This window comes from Hymenobacter edaphi (genome assembly GCF_003258365.1).
In the GTDB taxonomy this organism is placed as follows: domain Bacteria; phylum Bacteroidota; class Bacteroidia; order Cytophagales; family Hymenobacteraceae; genus Solirubrum; species Solirubrum edaphi.
The window spans coordinates 252,583-270,087 of the sequence record NZ_QHKM01000001.1; the positions used below are offsets into that span (position 1 = coordinate 252,583).

General features: G+C 69.3%; 18 protein-coding genes. 10 read left to right on the forward strand and 8 right to left on the reverse strand.

What is annotated here, in order from left to right; all coding sequences use genetic code 11:
• Positions 1-452: 452 nt before the first annotated feature.
• Entirely contained in the window at positions 453-1,973 is a 1,521-nt protein-coding gene (locus DLM85_RS00880; protein ID WP_111476190.1) for a malate:quinone oxidoreductase, read from the reverse strand.
• A gap of 488 nt (positions 1,974-2,461) precedes the next feature.
• Here DLM85_RS00880 and DLM85_RS00885 point away from each other — a divergent pair, with 488 nt between their 5' ends.
• Positions 2,462-2,965, forward strand: coding sequence for a DUF1440 domain-containing protein (locus tag DLM85_RS00885; RefSeq protein WP_111476191.1), 504 nt, complete (start codon positions 2,462-2,464; stop codon positions 2,963-2,965).
• Between the two features lie 185 nt (positions 2,966-3,150).
• On the opposite strand, the gene DLM85_RS25285 is transcribed toward DLM85_RS00885, so the two are convergent.
• Positions 3,151-3,717, reverse strand: coding sequence for a hypothetical protein (locus DLM85_RS25285; protein WP_165821956.1), 567 nt, complete (start codon positions 3,715-3,717; stop codon positions 3,151-3,153).
• Positions 3,718-3,904: 187 nt separating this feature from the next.
• On the opposite strand from DLM85_RS25285, the gene DLM85_RS00895 reads away from it, so the two are divergent.
• The gene (locus DLM85_RS00895; protein ID WP_111476193.1) at positions 3,905-4,645 is read left to right on the forward strand and encodes an SDR family oxidoreductase; all 741 of its coding nucleotides are present in this window, start codon (positions 3,905-3,907) and stop codon (positions 4,643-4,645) included.
• A 149-nt stretch (positions 4,646-4,794) separates the two neighbouring features.
• Here the strand turns inward: DLM85_RS00895 and DLM85_RS00900 are convergent, their stop codons facing one another.
• A complete protein-coding gene (locus DLM85_RS00900; protein WP_111476194.1) occupies positions 4,795-5,904 on the reverse strand; it encodes a mechanosensitive ion channel family protein in 1,110 nt (369 codons plus the stop codon).
• Positions 5,905-6,184: 280 nt separating this feature from the next.
• Here DLM85_RS00900 and DLM85_RS00905 point away from each other — a divergent pair, with 280 nt between their 5' ends.
• Positions 6,185-6,766: a cupin domain-containing protein gene (locus DLM85_RS00905; RefSeq protein WP_111476195.1), complete on the forward strand. Its 582-nt coding sequence runs from the start codon at positions 6,185-6,187 to the stop codon at positions 6,764-6,766.
• 240 nt (positions 6,767-7,006) lie between these two features.
• On the opposite strand, the gene pncA is transcribed toward DLM85_RS00905, so the two are convergent.
• Positions 7,007-7,618, reverse strand: a complete 612-nt coding sequence (gene pncA / locus DLM85_RS00910) for a bifunctional nicotinamidase/pyrazinamidase (protein WP_111476196.1) — start codon at positions 7,616-7,618, stop codon at positions 7,007-7,009.
• A 122-nt stretch (positions 7,619-7,740) separates the two neighbouring features.
• A complete protein-coding gene (locus tag DLM85_RS00915) occupies positions 7,741-8,262 on the reverse strand; it encodes a 2'-5' RNA ligase family protein (RefSeq protein WP_111476197.1) in 522 nt (173 codons plus the stop codon).
• A gap of 168 nt (positions 8,263-8,430) precedes the next feature.
• On the opposite strand from DLM85_RS00915, the gene DLM85_RS00920 reads away from it, so the two are divergent.
• Together DLM85_RS00920 and DLM85_RS00925 are read left to right on the forward strand one after the other, a co-directional pair.
• A complete protein-coding gene (locus DLM85_RS00920; protein WP_111476198.1) occupies positions 8,431-9,858 on the forward strand; it encodes a MutS-related protein in 1,428 nt (475 codons plus the stop codon).
• A 15-nt stretch (positions 9,859-9,873) separates the two neighbouring features.
• Positions 9,874-10,053, forward strand: coding sequence for a hypothetical protein (locus DLM85_RS00925; protein ID WP_111476199.1), 180 nt, complete (start codon positions 9,874-9,876; stop codon positions 10,051-10,053).
• 15 nt (positions 10,054-10,068) lie between these two features.
• Here DLM85_RS00925 and DLM85_RS00930 read toward each other — a convergent pair whose 3' ends face one another.
• Complete coding sequence (locus DLM85_RS00930) at positions 10,069-10,956, reverse strand: Cif family virulence factor (RefSeq protein WP_111476200.1); 888 nt, start codon at positions 10,954-10,956, stop codon at positions 10,069-10,071.
• A gap of 114 nt (positions 10,957-11,070) precedes the next feature.
• Between DLM85_RS00930 and DLM85_RS00935 the strand changes: the two genes are divergently transcribed.
• From DLM85_RS00935 to hutI, 5 genes are all read left to right on the forward strand, one after another.
• On the forward strand, positions 11,071-11,532 hold the full coding sequence (locus DLM85_RS00935; RefSeq protein WP_111476201.1) for an AAA family ATPase: 462 nt from the start codon (positions 11,071-11,073) through the stop codon (positions 11,530-11,532).
• Between the two features lie 238 nt (positions 11,533-11,770).
• A complete protein-coding gene (locus DLM85_RS00940) occupies positions 11,771-12,541 on the forward strand; it encodes a tRNA(His) guanylyltransferase Thg1 family protein (protein ID WP_111476202.1) in 771 nt (256 codons plus the stop codon).
• Positions 12,542-12,560: 19 nt separating this feature from the next.
• Positions 12,561-13,016, forward strand: a complete 456-nt coding sequence (locus DLM85_RS25855; RefSeq protein ID WP_243635832.1) for a hypothetical protein — start codon at positions 12,561-12,563, stop codon at positions 13,014-13,016.
• A gap of 84 nt (positions 13,017-13,100) precedes the next feature.
• Complete coding sequence (locus DLM85_RS00950; protein ID WP_133256822.1) at positions 13,101-13,523, forward strand: DUF8192 domain-containing protein; 423 nt, start codon at positions 13,101-13,103, stop codon at positions 13,521-13,523.
• 99 nt (positions 13,524-13,622) lie between these two features.
• Positions 13,623-14,888, forward strand: a complete 1,266-nt coding sequence (hutI, locus tag DLM85_RS00955) for an imidazolonepropionase (protein ID WP_111476204.1) — start codon at positions 13,623-13,625, stop codon at positions 14,886-14,888.
• A 270-nt stretch (positions 14,889-15,158) separates the two neighbouring features.
• Here hutI and DLM85_RS00960 read toward each other — a convergent pair whose 3' ends face one another.
• The gene (locus tag DLM85_RS00960; protein ID WP_111476205.1) at positions 15,159-16,097 is read right to left on the reverse strand and encodes a hypothetical protein; all 939 of its coding nucleotides are present in this window, start codon (positions 16,095-16,097) and stop codon (positions 15,159-15,161) included.
• Positions 16,098-16,124: 27 nt separating this feature from the next.
• A complete protein-coding gene (locus DLM85_RS00965; protein WP_111476206.1) occupies positions 16,125-16,847 on the reverse strand; it encodes a hypothetical protein in 723 nt (240 codons plus the stop codon).
• Between the last annotated feature and the right edge of the window lie 658 nt (positions 16,848-17,505).

The window sequence follows — 17,505 nt, forward strand, 5'->3', positions numbered from 1 at the left end:
TGGGCCGGACGGTGACCGAGGTCAGCCGCCGGCAGTAGCAGATCCTACAGGGAGAAAAACAGGGCGCTGGCCGCAGCCAGGCTCATCAGCAGGTACACCACCACGTCGTTGCGGCGGACTGCCCGGTTGTATTGGCCGTGCGAAAGCATGAGGTTGGGTTGTTAGGGGCGTCGCCGCAAGGGAATGCCGGAGGGGCTGACCGTCGGGGGCGCTGCGGCGGCGGTTGGGCCGGCGGCGGGCAGGTAGTGCTAAAACGCGAAACGCCGGGGCAACGGCCACCAATCGGTGTTACCAAAACGTTATGAATCTGGCTATCAAACCCGAAGCAGAGCGAATGGTTTATCGAAGCTGGATAAGGGTGGCCGACCCACATCCGATTAGCCCCGAACGCACGCAGGCCCGGGTGGGTGCGCCCGGGCCTGCAATGAAGGCTGCCTGGCGAAGCGGCCGGTTTAGCTGCTGACGGAGGCGTTCAGGCCCAGGACCTCGCCGGTATGGGCGCGGATTTCCTCCACCAGCTGCGGGTTGTCGTTGAGCGAGAGGCCGAAGGAGGGAATCATCTGCCGGAACTTGGCCTGCCACGCGGGCGTGGCTGCCTGCTGCGGGTAGCAGCGCTGAATCAGGCCCAGCATGATGCTCACGGCCGTGGAGGCGCCCGGCGAAGCGCCCAGCAGGGCCGCAATGGAGCCGTCGGCGGCGCTGACGACCTCGGTGCCGAATTCGAGCACGCCGCCTTCCTTCTTGTCTTTCTTGATGACCTGCACGCGTTGCCCGGCCAGTTCCAGCTCCCAGTCTTCGGCGCGGGCTTCGGGCAGGTACTCGCGCAGAGCGGCCAGGCGGTCTTCGGGCGACTGCCGTACCTGGTTGATGAGGTAGCGGGTGAGCGGAATGTTCTTCAGGCCCGCAATAATCATCGGGCGCATGTTGCTGAGCTTGATGCTCAGGGGCAGATCCAGGAAGGAGCCTTTCTTCAGGAACTTGGTGCTGAAGCCCGCGTAGGGCCCGAACAGCAGCTCCTTCTTGCCATTAATCACGCGCGAATCGAGGTGGGGCACCGACATGGGCGGCGAGCCAACGGAGGCTTTGCCGTACACTTTCGCGTCGTGGCGGGCAATGACGTCGGGGTTCAGGCATTTCAGCCACTGCCCGCTCACCGGGAAGCCGCCGAAGCCCTGGCCTTCGGGAATGCCCGAGGCGATGAGCAGGGGCAGCGAGCCGCCGCCCGCGCCGATGAACACGAACGGCGCCCGGAGCTTGAGCTTGTCGCCGGTGGCGCGGTTTTCGGCCCGCACGCCCCAGCGCCCGTCTTCCTTGCGCTTGATTTTTTCCACCTCGTGGTTGAAGTAGAACGTCACGCCGGGCTTTTCCTGCAAGAGGTAGAACATGCCCCGGGTCAGGGAGCCGAAGTTGACGTCGGTGCCGAGGTCCATGCGGGTGGCGGCTACGGGCTGCTGCGGGTCGCGGCCTTCCATCACCAGGGGCATCCATTGCCGCAGCTCGGCCGGGTCGGTGCTGAACTGCATGCCCCGAAACAAGGGCGACTGAGTGAGGGCCGCGTGGCGCTTGCGCAGGTACTCCACGTTGCTCTCGCCCCACACGAAGCTCAGGTGCGGCACGTGGTTGATAAAGCGGCTGAGTTCCTTCACCTGGTATTGCTCGGCCAGGTAGGTCCAGAACTGCTTGCTCTGCTCAAACTGCTCGGCAATCTTGATGGCTTTGCTTGTTTCGATGCTGCCGTCGGGGCGCTCGGGGGTGTAGTTCAGCTCGCAGAAGGCCGAGTGGCCCGTGCCGGCGTTGTTCCAGGCGTCGGAGCTTTCGGCGGCGGCCACGTCGAGGCGCTCCACCACGGCAATGCGCAGGTCGGGCTGCAATTCCTTGAGCATCAGGCCCAGCGTGGCGCTCATGATGCCCGCCCCGATCAGGATAACGTCGGGTTGCAGCTCGGTATCGGCCGAAGAATGGGGAGTATTCATAAAGTCGGAAAAAGACTTTGGCAGTACGGGAAAGCAGAAAAAAGGTGGCTACCGCCCAGGTTACCGGCCCGGCCCGCCGGCCGGCATGACAACCGAAGTGGGGCCGTAATTCGGACCGGGCCCGGAACCGCTGATGCGACCCTGGGCCCGGCTGAAAACGGGTGGGCTGCCGTAGCAAAGCGCCCGAGGCTGGGGCTAGCCCGGCGCCGGGGCGGGCCCAATGGGAGGCCCGGCATTGGCCGGGGGCTGCAGGGTACGACGCCGGGGACGAGGGCCGGAAAATGCTCCGGGCCCCGTAGCGGGCCGCAAGTCAGGTAGAAAGCACACTTCGCCAAGGCTGAGCGCGAAAAATCAGAGATGCAACGCGGCGGTGGGAGGGGAGGCCGTCGTCTTGGCGCGGGTGGTGGCGGGGCTCAGCCGGGCAAAGATATCGGGAAACCGAATTTCCGGGCCACTATATTTAGCCCCACGCCGCATTCCCGTCGCCGATGAAGCCGCCCGTTCTCGCCCCCGCTGCCCGCCGCGCCCTGGCCTCCAGCTTCGTACCGGTAGCCCTGACGGCCGGGCTGGTCGCCGGCGTCCTCGATATACTCACCGCCATTGCCGTCTTTGGCTGGCTGCGCGGGCAGGCCACCCCGCTGCAGATTCTGCAGTCGGTGGCCAGCGGCGTGTGGGGCCCGGCGGCCTACCAAGGCGGCTGGACGACGGGCCTGGCCGGCCTGGGCCTGCACTTCCTCATTGCGCTGATCTGGGCCGCGCTGTTCGTGGCCGCCGCCCGCGCCTGGCCCGTGCTGCGTCGGCACTGGGTGCTCAGCGGCGTGCTCTACGGCGCCGGGGTGTGGGCGCTGATGAACCTGGTGGTGCTGCCTCTGTCGCAGGTGCCGCCGCGGCCACTCACGCCGGTGGGCATAGTCCTGAATATGAGTATTCTGGTACTGATGGTCGGCCTGCCCGTTGCCGGCATTACGCGCCGCTTCCTCGGCAGCCGGTAAACGACAAACCCGGCCGCGAAGCCGGGTTTGGGCAAAGTTGGTCATTGCGGGCAGGCACTGTAGCGCGGGCTTCGGCCCGCGTTTGGCCGCACGATTGTTGCAGAGCGACGGGAAGCGCGCACCATGGGGTTTATTATATCTGCCGGACGCGGGCCGAAGCCCGCGCTACAGCGCGCTAAGGCTGCCTAGTACCCCAGCGGCGTGCCCAGGCCCGGCGCCGTAGCGCCCTGCGACACCCGCACCCCGCCCGACACGGAGAAATTTTCGGTGATGTGGTAGTCGGCGCGCAGGTTCACGCCCTGGCCCAGGTTGCCGCCGAAGCCGGCGTAGGGGTTTACCAGGGCGCCCGGGGTGGCGGGCGTGAGGTCTTTCCAGGCGCTGCCCGTCAGAAACAGGCGGGGGCTGAGGGCGTAGGTGCCGCCGCCCTGAATCAGGTAATGGTTGGTGCCGGTCCAGGTGCCGGGGCGCGGGCCGCTTTCAAGGTTGGGGCGGTAAGCGGCGCCGGGCAAGGTGCGCAGGTAGGTGAGGCCACCGAACAGCTGCAGCCGGTTGGTCAGCTGGTAGTGGGCCTGGGGGCTGAGGTAGGTGGCCGAGCCGTAGCGGCCGGCAAACATGGCGCCCGCGCTGAGGCTGTAGCTTACCCGCGAAGCGGGGCGCAGGCCCAGCGCCGGGGCTTCGGCCGGCGCGGCAGTTTGGGCCGAAACGGCGGTGGCAGACAGCAAAGACAGCAGGGCGGGCAGGAACAGGCGCATCGTCAACGGGTGAAAAGGACCTTTGGCCAAGGTACGAAGCCCGGGCCGGAAAGCTGTGGCTTTAACGGCTGCCGGTGCGGGATTGGTGCCGCCGGTCGGCACAATTATTCGCCCGGCCGCCAACCAAACGGGGGGCTGGCCGGTATTACCGCCGCTTCGTCCCTGCTTCACCTTTCCTGCCTCTCCCATGAACCTGACCGGCAACACCATTCTCATCACCGGCGGCGCCTCCGGCATCGGCCTGGCGCTGGCCCAGCGCTTCGTGCAGGCGGGCAGCACGGTCATCGTCTGCGGCCGCCGCGCCGACAAGCTGCGCGAAGCCCAGCAGCAGGTGCCCGGCCTGCAGGTGCGCACCTGCGACCTGGCCTCGCCCGCCGAGCGCGTGGCCCTGCGCGACTGGGCCGTCGGGCAATTTCCGCAGCTCAACGTGCTCATCAACAACGCCGGCGTGCAGCGCCGCCTGCAGGTGGCCGACCCGGAAGACTGGGCCGCGCGGCAGCAGGAAATTGCCATCAACTTTGAGGCGCCGGTCCAGCTGGCGGAGCTGTTCATTCCGCACCTGCGCCAGCAGCCCGCGGCGGCCATCGTCAACGTGACGTCGGGCCTGGCCTTCACGCCGCCCGCGTTTGCCCCGATTTACGGCGCCACCAAGGCGGCCCTGCACTCCTTTACCGTTGCGCTGCGCCATCAGCTGCGCAATACGCGCATCGAGGTGCTGGAAATCGTGCCGCCGGCCGTCAATACCGATCTGGGCGGGGCGGGGCTGCACAATTTCGGTGTGCCGGTGGCTGAGTTTGCCGATGCGGTGCTGGCGCGGCTGGCCGCCGGCGAGCTGGAAGTCGGCTTCGGCACCTCCGAGGAGCGCCGCCTGGCCTCGCGCAGCGAGCTGGACGCCGCCACCGAGGCCATGAACGCCCGCTTCAGCTAAGGCTTGGGCTTGTCTGTAAAACGTTAATCAGTAACGAGGAAGAGACGCACCCTTGCGTCTTGGCGCGGCGGGATAGTACTTTCTGTCTGACGCGAGGAGACGCAAGGGTGCGTCTCTACCTCGTTGCTACGAACACAAACAACGCCAGCTCACTCCGCGCCGCTGCCCACGACGAAGCTGGGCGCCGCGGGGGCGTCCACGCTGGTGCGCGTGCGGGGCAGGCACTCGGGGTAGTGCTGCTGAATAAAGCCCACGAGCCGTTCGCGCACGTCGCAGCGCAGGTCGAAGGCCTGGCTGGAGCTGGCGGCGCTGACCAGGGCGCGCAGCTCCAGGGTGCGCTCCTTGGAATCGGTGACCTGCAGCACGCACACGCGCTTGTCCCAGAGCGCGTGGTCGGCCACGATGCGCTGCAGCTCCTGCCGCACCGCGTCGATGGGCAGGGTGTAGTCGGCGTAGATGAACACGGTGCCGAGCAGCTGCGCGGTGGTGCGCGTCCAGTTCTGGAAAGGCTTCTCGATAAAGTAGTTGAGCGGCAGCACCAACCGCCGCTCGTCCCAGATGCGCAGCACCACGTAGGTGAAGGTAATTTCCTCGACGCGGCCCCACTCGCCCTCCACCACCAGCACGTCGTCGAGGCGGATGGGCTGGGTGAAGGCAATCTGGAAGCCGGCCAGCAGGTTGCTGATGCTGCGCTGGGCCGCAAAGCCCACGATAACCGACGCAATGCCCGCCGACGTGAGCAGCCCGGTGCCGATTTTGCGCACCGTGGCGAAGCTCATCAGAATCAGCGCCACGGCCAGGAAAACGATAAGCGACACCACCAGCTTGCGCACGAACTGCAGCTGGGTGAAGAGCTTGCGCACCCGTAGGTTGTCGCCGTCGCCCAGACGGTAGTGCTGCTGCACCAGGTCTTCCACCACGTTCACGGTGCGCACCAGGCCCCAGGCGAAAGTGCTGATCAGCAGGGCCTCCACCGTGCGCCGCAGCACCTCGAAGGGCTTGGGGCCGAGCGGGGCCAGCGGCAGCAGAAACGACAGCGCCAGCACCGGCAGAAACCACGCGCTGGGTCGCCCCAGCCAGCGCGCCACCGACTGCGTAAGCAGCGGCGCGTCGGAGCGGCGGTTGTAAACGCGCAACAGCCCGAACAGCAGCCACTTCAGCAGCAGGCCCAGGCCGAGCCCGCCGAGCACCACGAGGGCGGTATCGAGGAACAGCGAAAGGTGGTAGGGCAGGTTCAGGCCGAGGTCTGAGGACGACATAGGCGGGTAAGGGAGCGAGGCGGCACCGCCGCTGGTGCCAGCTGCGTCTACCCCCGGCCCCCGGCAAAGGTTATGCGCTGCCGGTCCGGCGCCCGGCGTTGGCGGCAGGCCAAGCGGGCGGGTGGCGCCTCACATCATCATGTGAATCAGTAGACTAGCAGGGCGTTCTACCTTTGTGCCGAACCGCGCCGAGGCCACCCGGCCGCGCCGGCGCTACCGCTCATGTTTCGTTTGGCTGCCCGGGGCTGCGTGCCGGCGCGGCCCTCTTCCTTTTTGCCCGATGGCGTACCAGGGACAAACTATCGAAAACCCCTTTACGGGGCAGAGCCTGCACGTTCTGACCACGGCCCGGCAAACCAGCGGCGCCGCGCTGGTGCTGCAATCCAGCTGGCGCGGGCACGGCAGCGAGCCGGCGGCCCATTACCACCCCGCGCAGGAAGAGCTGTTCGAGGTGCTGCAGGGCCAGCTCACGGTGCGCCTCGACGGGGAGCTGCGCCGGCTCGGGGCCGGCGAGCAGCTGCGCATCCGGCCCGGGCAGGTGCATTCGATGTGGAACGAGGCCGCCGAGCGCGCCACCGCCCGCTGGACCACCCGCCCCGCCCTGCGCACCGAGGACCTGCTGGAAACCGTGTTTTCGCTGGCCCAGGCCGGGCTGGTCAAGGCCGACGGCGCCCCCGGGCTGCTGCAGGCCTCGGTGCTGCTGCCCGCCTACGACCAGGAATTTCGCCTGGCCCGGCCGCCGCGCTGGGTGCAGCGCACGGTGTTCGGGCTGCTGCGGCCGCTGGCGCGCCTCATCGGGCTGAAGGCCACCTACAGCACGGGCCAGCCGTGGACCAAGGAAGTAGCCACGGCCCGGGGGTGAGTACCCATCGGAACGCCGTGCAGCGCGCAGCAAACCGAAGGTAAACGTAGCCAGGCGGCTCGCGGGCTGATGTGGGTAGTAGCCAGGTGGCAATGGCGTTCATTACGGCCGTGGTCCAGTCCGGGCAACTCGCGAGCTGATGTGGGGTATTGACCTCAATGAAGAGGATTTTACTGCCTACCAGCTGCCGCGGCTTCGCCCGATAGGACGTGGCGGGCAGGTTACACTGCTGCTGTGCGCTCAGCCCAGCAACTCCCGGCTGTGCACCACGCGGCCGCCCAGCTGGTGCAGCTCCGCCCTGGCCTGCTCGAAGCCCTCGGGCGAAATGGCGCGGGTCGCGTCTTCGATGACGAACGTGCTGAAGCCCTGGCCGCGGGCGTCCTTGGCGGAGTAAAACACGCAGTAATCGGCGGCCAGGCCGGCCAGGTACACTTCGGTCACGTCGCGGCCGCGCAGGTAGGCGGCCAGGCCGGTGCTGCGGCGGTGCCCGTTGTCGAAGAAGCCGCTGTAGCTGTCGATTTCGCGGGCCATGCCCTTGCGGAAGATGGCCTCGATGCGGTGCTGGTCGAGGGCGGGATGCAGCTCGGCGCCCGCGGTGCCCTGCACGCAGTGGTCGGGCCAGAGCACCTGGGCCAGGCCGTAGAGCTCGATACGGTCATACTGCTGCTGGCCGGGGTGGCTGCTGGCAAAGCTCAGGTGCCCGGCCGGGTGCCAGTCCTGAGTAGCCACCACCAGGTCGAAGTGGGGCTGCAGGCGGTTGACGAGCGGGATGATGTCGGCGCCGCCGGGCACGGCCAGCGCGCCGCCCGGCACGAAATCGTTCTGAATATCAATCAGCAGGAGGGCTTTCATGGGGGTAGCGGGTACGAGGTAGTGAGTAAACCGAGCAGCCGTAGGACGGCCAGAGCCCGGTGCAACGGGGCGAAAGTACGCGGCTGCCGCGAATGGCCGGCCGCCCCGATGGGCCGCCTGGGCTACGCGTTTTCGCCGAACGGGAAGGTGCGCAGCAGCTCCCAGGGGCCGCCGCGGTAAGCCCACAGCTGCAGGCCGGTGCCGGTGGCCACGAAGGGCCGGAAGGCGGCCGTCAGCTCGGCCAGCAGGTGGCGGGCCGCATCGGGCGTCACCTTGTTCTGCACCGTCACGTGCGGGCGGCGGCGCTGCTGGTCCTGGGGCGTGAGGTGGGCCTGCCAGTGCGTCTGCAGCTCGCGGTGCAGGGCCTCGGTAGCGGGGCTGAAGAGGGTGTAGGCCACGCCGCGCCCCAACGACTGCACCCCGCTGACGTGCAGCTCGATGGGCGGCTGCGCCCGGCAGCGCACGGCCAGGTAAGCTTCGATATTGGCCAGCTCGGGCCCCGGCAGGTGGTGAAACAGCGTGAGGTGGGCGGCCAGAAAGTTGCGCTCGGGCGGAAAGTACTGCCGGCGCAGCGCGTCGAAAAACGCCTGGGCTTCGGCGTCGAGCTGCAGGGTCAGGATCAGCGGGGCATCGAGGAGGGGCATAGACGAAGGACGGCGGAACGACAGGCCGCCCGTTACTGCCTACCCGGCCGCGGCCCGGAATGTTGCGCCGCACGGGCCGGGCGGCCGGGCTCCGGCCCGTGCGGCGTACCTTGGCGGCCCCGCCGTTGGCCACTGGGTGGCCGCGCCGGGCTGATTTTTACCGCCGCTATGCTTTTTGGTCGTCAGCCTTCCGCCCGGGCCGCCCTGCGCACTGCCTGGGGCCAGCCCAAAGCCGGGCACCGCAACTTTACCCTCATTGCCCGCCACCACCGCATTGCGGCCGCCGAAGCCGGCGCCACCGCGCCGCTCGACGAGGCCACCTGGCAGGACCTGAACCTGGACGAGGTCTTCACCGCCCTCGACCACTGCCAGAGCCGCGTGGGCCAGCAGTACCTCTACCACCGGCTGCGCACCCCCCGGCAGCAGGCCGCTGAAGTTGCCGATTTCCGGGCCACCGTGGCGGCCGTGGCCGCCGATGCCGGGCCGCGGGAGGCCGCCCAGCTGGCCCTGCGCCCCTTGCAGCACTACGACGCGTACCACCTCGCCGACCTCTTCGGGCCCGAGCCGCCCGTCGTGCCGGGCTGGACGCGGGCCGCGCCCTGGCTGGCCCTGGCTTCGGCCGGGCTGCTGCTGGCCAGCGCCTTCGAGCCGGCGTTTCTGTTCGGGGTGGGGCTGGTGTTTCTCCTCAACCTGCTGCTGCACTACCGCGGCCAGTGCACCATCAATGCCCAGTTGAAGTCGTTGGAGCAGCTCGGCAACCTGTACCGGGCCGGCCGGGCGCTGGCCGAGGTGCCGCTGCCCGGGCTGGCGGCCGAGGGGCTGCGCTCCGATCTGGCCGCGCTCCGCCCGCTGGTGGGGCGGCTGGGCTTCGTGGCGCAGTGCAGCCAGGTGCCCACCGTGGAGCTGCTGATGCCGCTGTGGTTGCTGGGGCAGTACCTGAAAATCACCTTCCTGCTCGATCTAGTGCTGTTTCGGCGCAACGTGGTGGTGCTGCGGGCCCGGCAGACGCCGCTGCGGCGCACGTACGAGGCGCTGGGCTACGTCGACAGCGCCCTGGCCGTGGCCTCGTGGCAGCGGAGCGTGCCCTTTCACTGCGCCCCCGACTTCACGGCCGCGCCCCAGCAGCTGGCCCTGGCCGACGTGTACCACCCGCTGGTGCCCGCCTGCGTGCCCAACAGCCTCGCGGTGGACGGGCGCAGCGTGCTGCTTACCGGCTCCAATATGTCGGGCAAAACCACCTTCATGCGCACCGTGGGCGTCAACGTGGTGCTGGCCCAGGCCGTGGGCTGCTGCCTGGCCCGCGCCTACCGCGCCCCCCTGTTGCGGGTGCGCAGCAGCATTGCCGTGGGCGATAGCCTTACCGAGGGCAAAAGCTACTACTACCAGGAAGTGGAGGCCGTGCGCCAACTGGTGCAGGCCGCCGACGCGCCCGGGCAGCTGTTCATCCTCGACGAGCTGTTCAAGGGCACCAATACCGTGGAGCGCATTGCCGTGGCCCAGGCCGTGCTGCAGCACCTGGCCCGCCACGCCACCGTGCTGGCCGCCACCCACGACGGGGAGCTGACCCCGCTGCTGCACGGCCGCTACGACCTTTAGCACTTCACCGAAACCGTGGCCGCCCACGACCTCGTGTTCGACTTCGTGCTCAAGCCCGGCCCGCTCACTACCCGCAACGCCATGCGGGTGCTGGCCCTGGCCGGCTACCCGCCCGCAGTGGTAGCCGATGCCCGGGCCGTAGCCGCCCGCCTCGATGAGCAACAGGCCCAGCGTCCGCCGCTGCTGCCGCAGTAGCGCCGGCAACGGGCGCTACTGCGGCGCCGGGTTAAAGACTTCCGCCAGCAGTTGCCAGCCCTGAGGGCCGTGTTGCCAAAGGTGCACGTAGCTGCCGCGGCCGGGCTGCCCGGCGCCGCTGTTCAGGTAAGTGCCATAGGTGTAAGCCAGTTCGCCGGAACGGGCTACGCGGCCGCCCGCGGGCCGCAGCTGCCGCGGTGCCTCCCGGCCGAGCTGCTGCCGGATGGCGGCCGGCGTGGTCAGCGGCAGGGTTTCTTCGCGCAGCAGGCGGGCCTGCGGGTGCAGCCGGGCGGCGTAGGCGGGGGCCAGCCCCTGCGCCGCCGTGGCCGCCGACAGCTGCTCATCAAGCTGAGTGGCGGTGCGCAGCGCCTCGGCGCTGCCGCGCCGGGGCGGCTGGCCGGCGGCCGGGTAGCGGAGGGTGGCCGGCGGCTCGGGGCTGCCGCCGGGGGTGGGGTGGCTGATGCCGTTATCGAGCAGCCAGCGGTACTGCCCGTTGGGCTGCCGGGCCCAGATGGTGAAAAACTGCCCGTAGGCCACGCGCTGCCCATCGGGCTGCTGCAGGTACCAGGGGCCGGTGCTGTAGCCCAGCTCGCCGGAGGCCGCCGCGCCCACCGTGGCCGGACCCCAGCGCAGGCTCGGGTCGGAGGGCGTGGCGGCGGGGCGGCCGCTCCACACGCTGCGGGCCAGCGCCGGCTCGGCCTGGCTGAACACCACCGCCGAATCGGCCATGTAAGCCAGGAACGCGGCCTTGGTGCCCTCCCGCAGGGCCAGCGCGGCAAAGGCGCGCTCGGCGGCCGCAATGGCCTGCACGGCCGGCGGGGGCGGGGTCGGTTTCGGGGATTGGGCGGAAGCGGCCAGCGGCAGCAGGGCGGCCAGGAGCAGGTGGGGTAAGCTTGGTTGCATAGGCGGAGCAATGGGGCGGCAAGCTGCGGATTCGCGGCGGCGGGTGCAACGACATGATGATGTGAGGCGCGGCGTGACAGCGCCGGTAAGGCTATTGTTTGCTAAACTGCGCCCATGCAGGCCATCATCTTTTGCGGCATTCAGGCCACCGGCAAGTCTACCTTCTACAAGGAGCGGTTTTTCAACTCCCACCTGCGCCTGAGCCTGGACCTGCTCCGCACCCGCCACCGCGAAGCCCGCCTGCTGCAGCTCTGCCTCGACACCCAGGCCCGCTTCGTGGTCGACAACACCAACCCCACGGCCGCCGAGCGGGCCCGCTACATCGGCCCGGCCAAAGCGGCGGGCTACGAAATCGTGGGCTACTACTTTCAGTCGGTGCCGCGGGCGGCGCAGCTGCGCAACCGGCAGCGCCCCGCCGCCGAGCAGGTGCCCGACGCGGGCCTGTTCGGCACCGCGGGGCGGCTGCAGCTGCCCACCTGGGCCGAGGGCTTCGACCAGCTCTACTACGTGCGCATCCGGCCCGAAGGCGGCTTCGCTGTGGAGCCCTGGCAAACCGACCCGCCCGCGTCTGTATGACGACCGGAAGCTTATGCCGCCCATCATTTCGAGCTTGTCGAGACATCTCGCTCGATAGTATTCCTTTCGTCGAACGAGGAGTGTACTATCCCGCATCAGCACGCGAGATGTCTCGACAAGCTCGACCTGACGTTCTTGGGCCGTCGGAGCCTGGGCCGCCGGCCGGTTTTCTGCCGCCTGCTCTGCTGCCCGAACAAATCATAGTTATCCTTCCCCCTCACAGCCCATCTGCGGCCCCATGAAGTTCGACGACCTCGACGCCCGCCTGCGCGTCTTTGAAACCGCCCACGACCATTGCGCCCTGCCCGGCCTCTACCTGGTGGCCCGCCTCGACGGGCGCGGCTTCACCCGGCTCACCAAGGAAATCCACCGCTTTGAAGCCCCGTTCGACGAGCGGTTTCGGGATATGATGGTGCGGACCGTGGAGCACCTGATGCAGTGCGGCTTCCGCGTCAGCTACGGCTTTACGCAGAGCGACGAAATTTCCCTGCTGCTCGACCCGGCCGAGGACACCTTCGGGCGGAAGCTGCGCAAGCTGATTTCGGTGCTGGCGGGCGAGGCCTCGGCCCGGTTCACCCAGCAGCTCGGCGCCGTAGCCTGCTTCGACTGCCGCATCTCGCAGCTGCCGCGCCCCGCCGACGTGGTCGACTACTTCCGCTGGCGGCAGGAAGACGCCCACCGCAACTCCCTGAACGCGCACTGCTACTGGCTGCTGCGCGGCCTGGGCCACGACGTGGCCCAGGCCACGGCCCGGGTCAAGGGCCTGGGTGTGGGGGCCAAGAACGAGCTGCTGTTTCAGCACGGGGTCAACTACAACGAGCTGCCCGCCTGGCAGAAGCGCGGCGTGGGCGTGTACTGGGCCTCGCGGCTCAAGGACGCCTTCGACCCCATCCGGCAGCAGCCGGTGCAGGTGACGCGCCGCGCCCTGCACGTCGATTACCAGCTGCCCCTCGGGGCCGACTACGCCGCCCTGCTCCGGCCCTGGCTGCGCCCCGCCGACGAAGCGTAGAATCTGTTAAGTTGCCGCCATGAAATCCGCCGTCGACAAACTCCAGATCAAGCCCGGGGCCGTGGTGGGCCTGCTGGGCCTGCCCGCCGAGCTGCAGCCCGCCCTGGCCGACCTTTGGGAGCGGGCCACCGTGGAAGCCGTGCTGGCCCCCACCGTGCCCTTCACCACCGTGCTGGCCTTTGCCACCCGGCTGCCGGAAGTGGAGGCGCTGGCCGCCCAGCTCGGGCACGCCCCCGGCGACGTGGCCGTGTGGGTGGCCTACCCCAAGGGCACTTCCAAAAAGTACCGCTGCGAGTTCAACCGCGACACCGGCTGGGCCGCCCTGGGCGCCGCCGGCTTCGAGCCCGTCAGCCAGGTCGCCATCGATGAGGATTGGTCGGCGCTGCGCTTCCGGCGGGTGGAGTACATCAAGAAAATGACCCGCGGCGGCGCTATTTCGGCCGTGGGCAAGGAGCGGATTGGGCAGAAAGAGTAGCCGACACTGGGCAATAAGAAGCTGCGGGGGGCGTTAGATCAGCAGACGGAACGGTCGGCCGAAGACTATACTAGGAACAGGGCTATGCGTTTGCTACTTGCATTTTGTCTGCTGCCGCTGGTTGGCATGGCGCAGCCCCAGCCCTTGTTGGGCACTGATGACAACCCGCTGCTGACGATGCCGGAAGCCCGTTTTCTGGACTCCCTGCTGCGCGACAAGCGCCAGAACTTCACTTTTGCCCACAAGCGCATTGCCTTTCTATCGGGCAGCAGCGGTACGGTGATTGAAACCAAAAGCCGCGTTTTCAAGCATCATATCCTGCCTTGGACCTCCGAGGGCGCCACTCCCGTGCTGCAGCTGGTACCCCTGACGGAAGCCGAAAAGCAGGCCTCGGGCGGCTACGACGCCTTGCTGATGAGTTGGGCAAAACTCCAGCTCGGCCCGGTGCGGAAGCAGCGCATGATTCGGGAACTGGGGCAGGCCGCTCGGGCCGGAGCGGTACGCTGAACCGGCCGTGCCCTGACCCGGCCCGCGCAGGGGCGGCCGGTGCCTGGGAGCAAAAGCAGCCGGCCGCGTACTTTTGGTTTCTCACCAGCTCGCGCCGCTATGCCCCAGCCGTACTCCCTGCTTTTCTGCCATGCCGCCCAGGTGCTCACCCTGGCCGGTGGCCCCTCCGATAAGCCCCTGACCGGCGCCGACCTCAGCGAATGGCGCATCATCGAGCACGGCTACGTGGCCTGCCTGGGCGACACCATTGCCGCCGTGGGGCCCATGGGTGAGCTGGACGCGGGCCGCATCGGGCCCGAAACGCGCATCGTGGACGTCTCGGGCCGGGTGCTGATGCCGGGGCTGGTGGAGTGCCACACCCACCTGGTGTTCGGTGGCAACCGCGCCGACGAGTTTCAGCGCAAGCTGCAGGGCGAGTCTTACCTCGACATCCTGGCCTCGGGCGGGGGTATCCTGAGCACCGTGCGCAAAACCCGCGCCGCCACCGATGAGGAGCTGCTGCAGAGCGCCCTGCACCACCTGGAAGGCTTCCGCCGCTACGGCATCACCACCCTCGAAGCCAAGAGCGGCTACGGCCTCGACGCCGAAACCGAGCTGCGCCTCGTGCACGTGGCCCAGGAGGCCGGTCGTCGCCAGCCCGTGCGCGTGGTGCCCACCTTCCTTGGCGCCCACGTGCCCGGCCCCGAGTACAAGGGGCGCCCCGCCGAGTACCTAGACATGCTGGCTGCCGACGTGTTGCCCCAGCTCGACCCCGCCGCGGTGCCTTTCGTGGATATTTTCTGCGAGGAAGGCGCTTTTTCGGTGGCGGACTCGCGGCGCTACCTGCAGCGGGCCCGGGAGCTGGGCTTCGGGCTGAAAATCCACGCCGAGCAGCTGCACGAGCTGGGCGGCTGCCAGATGGCCGCCGGGCTGGGCGCCGTCAGCGTGGACCACTGCGACTACCTCACGCCCGCCGGGGCCGCCGAAGTGGCTGCCGCGGGCCAGGGCCGCACCGTGGCGGTGCTCTTGCCGCTGGTGCCGCTGTACCTGCGCCAGGAAAAGTACGCCCCCGGCCGGCAGTTCATTGAGGCAGGCCTGCCCGTGGCGCTGAGCACCGACTTCAACCCCGGCTCCTGCCCGAGCAAAAACCTCTGGCTGGCCCTGCAGGTGGCCTGTCTCAAGATGGGCCTGACCCCGCGCGAGGCCCTGGCCGCCGTGACGCTCAACGCTGCCTGGGCCATCGGGCAGCAGGCCAGCTGCGGCTCCCTAGAGCCCGGCAAGCGCGCCGACCTGCTGGTGCTCCACGTGCCCGACTACCGCGAATTGCCCTACTGGCTGGGCGAAAACCCGGTGGCGCAGGTCGTTATCGGCGGCGAGCTGCTCTGAGGGCCGCCGGGCCGCGCCCAGCAACCCGCCGCCCCAAGGCGCTGGCCGCGCCCGGTCAGGGCCTGCTTCCGGGGCGCCGGCCCGGCAGTGAACGGGCCGGTCCTGCGCTGAGCGTCGAATTGGCGGCAGAACCTAGCGTCCGGCTGCCGCGGCTATTTGATGCTGCCGAGAAATGCTGCCAACCAAAAAGGCCGCCCGAAGCTCGGACGGCCTTTCCCAATAAGCACAATCATCTCGAAATACGGCGAGTCGGATAGGGTAAGTAAAAGCTTAGGGCTGGCGGATAAGGGCAGCAGCCTGCTCGGGCGTGACGGCCTCGAAGGCGGGCCGCAGCACCAGCCCCCGCCGCACCGTGACCTGCTGCGTGCTCAGCAGCAGCTGCCCCGACTGGCTGCGCAGGGCCACCACCCTGAGCGGGGTGTTGGGGGCAATGCCGTACAATTCCATCAGGCGGGTCTGGGAGTTCCACTTCATCTGGAAGGCCCCGCTGCGCTGCGTGGGCAGCAGGTACACCCGCGTCGAGGCGTCGCCGTCCACGTTGGCGCGCAGCAGGGTGGTGTCGGCGGGGCTGCTCGTCCACAGGCGCCCCACGCTGAACCAGCCCAGCGTGTCGGTCCAGGCCCGCGTCTGAAAGGTGCGGGCGCCGCTGCCGTTGGTGCCGGGGCGCACCTGCACCGTGTCCTGGGCCCAGGTGGTGGTGAGGCCCCCGCCGCCCGCCACGATGCCCGTCCACGACGACTGATCGGTCGGGGAGGAGTTGACGGGCGCCACCATGTTCATCGTCAGGAAGCGGCCGGGGCGCAGGCGCAGCGCGTTGGCGCCCTGCCGGGCCGTGATGCGAAAGTGGCCGCCGGCCTCCAGGGGCCGCCAGAACGCCGAGCTGGGCAATGCGCTGAGCACCATCTGCTGGGTGGTGTTCAGCAGCTGCACGCGCAGCTCCACCGTGCCCCCCACCGGCGCGCCCGACGCCAGCATAAAGGACCCGGCCGGCACCACCACGGTCGAGCCGTCGAGCAGGTACACGGTCTGCGTCTGCCCGCTGTTGACCTCGGCCAGCTGCACCGGGGCGCCGAACAGCCGGTGAAAGGCCGCCACCGACGCCACGCCCGGCGCCACCGGCTCGCACACGAGTAGCCCTTCGTCGGCCTGGTCGCAGCCCGTGAGCAGGGCGGCGCCCAGCAGCCACGGAGTCAGGAGGGAGTATTTCATAGCAATGCGCGTGAGAACAGCCAAAAATCAGGGACGGTGAGCGTCGAACAGCCAGCCCACCTGCAGCCCCGCCGACCAGGTGCCGCGCCCGCCGCTGCGGGTGCCCGCCGTCGGGGAGTAAGTGGCGGCGGGGCGAAGCAGCAGGGTGGAGCGCAGACCCAGGGCGTAATCCAGGCCCAGGCTGGCCGTCAGGGCCAGGCTCACCGGCGCAAACGGCCCGGCGCCCGCGCGGCGCTGGGATTGCTCCTGGCAGTGGCAGTCGTCGATCTGGGTGAGGTAGTCGCCGCTAAGCAGCCAGCTGGCCGTGGCGCCCAGGCCCAGCACCGGCTGCCAGCGAATAAAGGGCGTGCGCGGGTGCCACTCCACGGCCAGGGGCAGCGTCAGGTACTGCTGCGCCAGCCGGTAGCGCTGGCGCTGGCGGCTTAGCACCGAATCGATAAGGCCGTAGCTGACCAGGCGCAGCGTATCGGGGCCGCCGGGGTTGTTGCGAATGACGAGCTGCGTGCTGCTGCCCCAGTACGACTGGCGCTTTTCCACCGCTACGGTGGCTTCCTGGCGGCTCAGCGCGTAGCCCAGCCCACCCCGCACTGCCAGGGCCCGGCTGAAGCGGTAGCGGGCCGTCAGCTCGGCCGAAGCGCCGGGCAGGCGGCGCAGGGGCACCCGGGCCGAGAGGCTGTCGGCCCGGCGCGGGGCCACGGCAGTGCCCAGCAGCAGGCCCAGGCTCAGGCGCGCCGGCCGCAGCCGGCGCAACGAGTCGCGCGGGCCGGCGGGCGGCGGCAGGGGCGTGGGCAGCGGGGCGGCGGGGGCCAGTAGCAGCTGCGCCGTCAGTCCGCCCAGCTGCGACTCGTCTTCGCGGCGGCGCAGTTGGTCCGGCGTACGGTCAGCTGCCGTTTCAGGCGCAACGCCCGCCGCCGCAGCCGTCGGCCGGCTGGCCGACGCGGCCTTCGCAGCTGCGGGTTGCGTAGGGTTCGGTTTGGTTGAGTTCGGGTTGCCCGGGACTACCGCGCCTAAAGCAATTGATGGCGCTTCATGCCCGGTCGGAGCCAGCGTGCCCGGCGCGGCCGGGGGCTGCCCCGCCGGCGTGTGCGCTGCCGCAAGCGGCTCGGCGGCCGAAGCCGGCGGCTGCGCGGCCGGCTGAGTCGAGGACTGTGCAGCCGTCGGCGCCGGTTCTGGCGCTGCGCCCGACCGCGCCGAAGCGCCCGTAGCGGTACTCCTGGTCGAGGCATCGGCGGCCGCGTTCGGCGCATCGGTGGGCGGGGCGTTCTGGAGGCGGTGGGGCAGCCGGCGGCGCCGGCTGGCTGCCGCTACGATGAGCTGGCTGCGCGACGACCGGCGACGAGCCGAAGCCGCTCGCCGAGGCCGCGCGGCCGCTTCCGCGGCGCTGTAGCCGGTGCTATCCGTCGTCGCG

Bases quoted from the DNA above. Each gene is read 5' to 3' on its own strand.
- DLM85_RS00950 (WP_133256822.1), top strand. From the start codon at position 13,101: ATGCGTTTGCTACTTGCATTTTGTCTGCTGCCGCTGGTTGGCATGGCG.
- DLM85_RS00895 (WP_111476193.1), top strand. From the start codon at position 3,905: ATGAACCTGACCGGCAACACCATTCTCATCACCGGCGGCGCCTCCGGC.
- DLM85_RS00880 (WP_111476190.1), bottom strand. From the start codon at position 1,973: ATGAATACTCCCCATTCTTCGGCCGATACCGAGCTGCAACCCGACGTT.
- DLM85_RS00905 (WP_111476195.1), top strand. From the start codon at position 6,185: ATGGCGTACCAGGGACAAACTATCGAAAACCCCTTTACGGGGCAGAGC.
- DLM85_RS00940 (WP_111476202.1), top strand. From the start codon at position 11,771: ATGAAGTTCGACGACCTCGACGCCCGCCTGCGCGTCTTTGAAACCGCC.
- hutI (WP_111476204.1), top strand. From the start codon at position 13,623: ATGCCCCAGCCGTACTCCCTGCTTTTCTGCCATGCCGCCCAGGTGCTC.
- DLM85_RS00930 (WP_111476200.1), bottom strand. From the start codon at position 10,956: ATGCAACCAAGCTTACCCCACCTGCTCCTGGCCGCCCTGCTGCCGCTG.
- DLM85_RS25285 (WP_165821956.1), bottom strand. From the start codon at position 3,717: ATGCGCCTGTTCCTGCCCGCCCTGCTGTCTTTGCTGTCTGCCACCGCC.
- DLM85_RS25855 (WP_243635832.1), top strand. From the start codon at position 12,561: ATGAAATCCGCCGTCGACAAACTCCAGATCAAGCCCGGGGCCGTGGTG.
- DLM85_RS00885 (WP_111476191.1), top strand. From the start codon at position 2,462: ATGAAGCCGCCCGTTCTCGCCCCCGCTGCCCGCCGCGCCCTGGCCTCC.
- pncA (WP_111476196.1), bottom strand. From the start codon at position 7,618: ATGAAAGCCCTCCTGCTGATTGATATTCAGAACGATTTCGTGCCGGGC.
- DLM85_RS00915 (WP_111476197.1), bottom strand. From the start codon at position 8,262: ATGCCCCTCCTCGATGCCCCGCTGATCCTGACCCTGCAGCTCGACGCC.
- DLM85_RS00935 (WP_111476201.1), top strand. From the start codon at position 11,071: ATGCAGGCCATCATCTTTTGCGGCATTCAGGCCACCGGCAAGTCTACC.
- DLM85_RS00900 (WP_111476194.1), bottom strand. From the start codon at position 5,904: ATGTCGTCCTCAGACCTCGGCCTGAACCTGCCCTACCACCTTTCGCTG.
- DLM85_RS00960 (WP_111476205.1), bottom strand. From the start codon at position 16,097: ATGAAATACTCCCTCCTGACTCCGTGGCTGCTGGGCGCCGCCCTGCTC.
- DLM85_RS00920 (WP_111476198.1), top strand. From the start codon at position 8,431: ATGCTTTTTGGTCGTCAGCCTTCCGCCCGGGCCGCCCTGCGCACTGCC.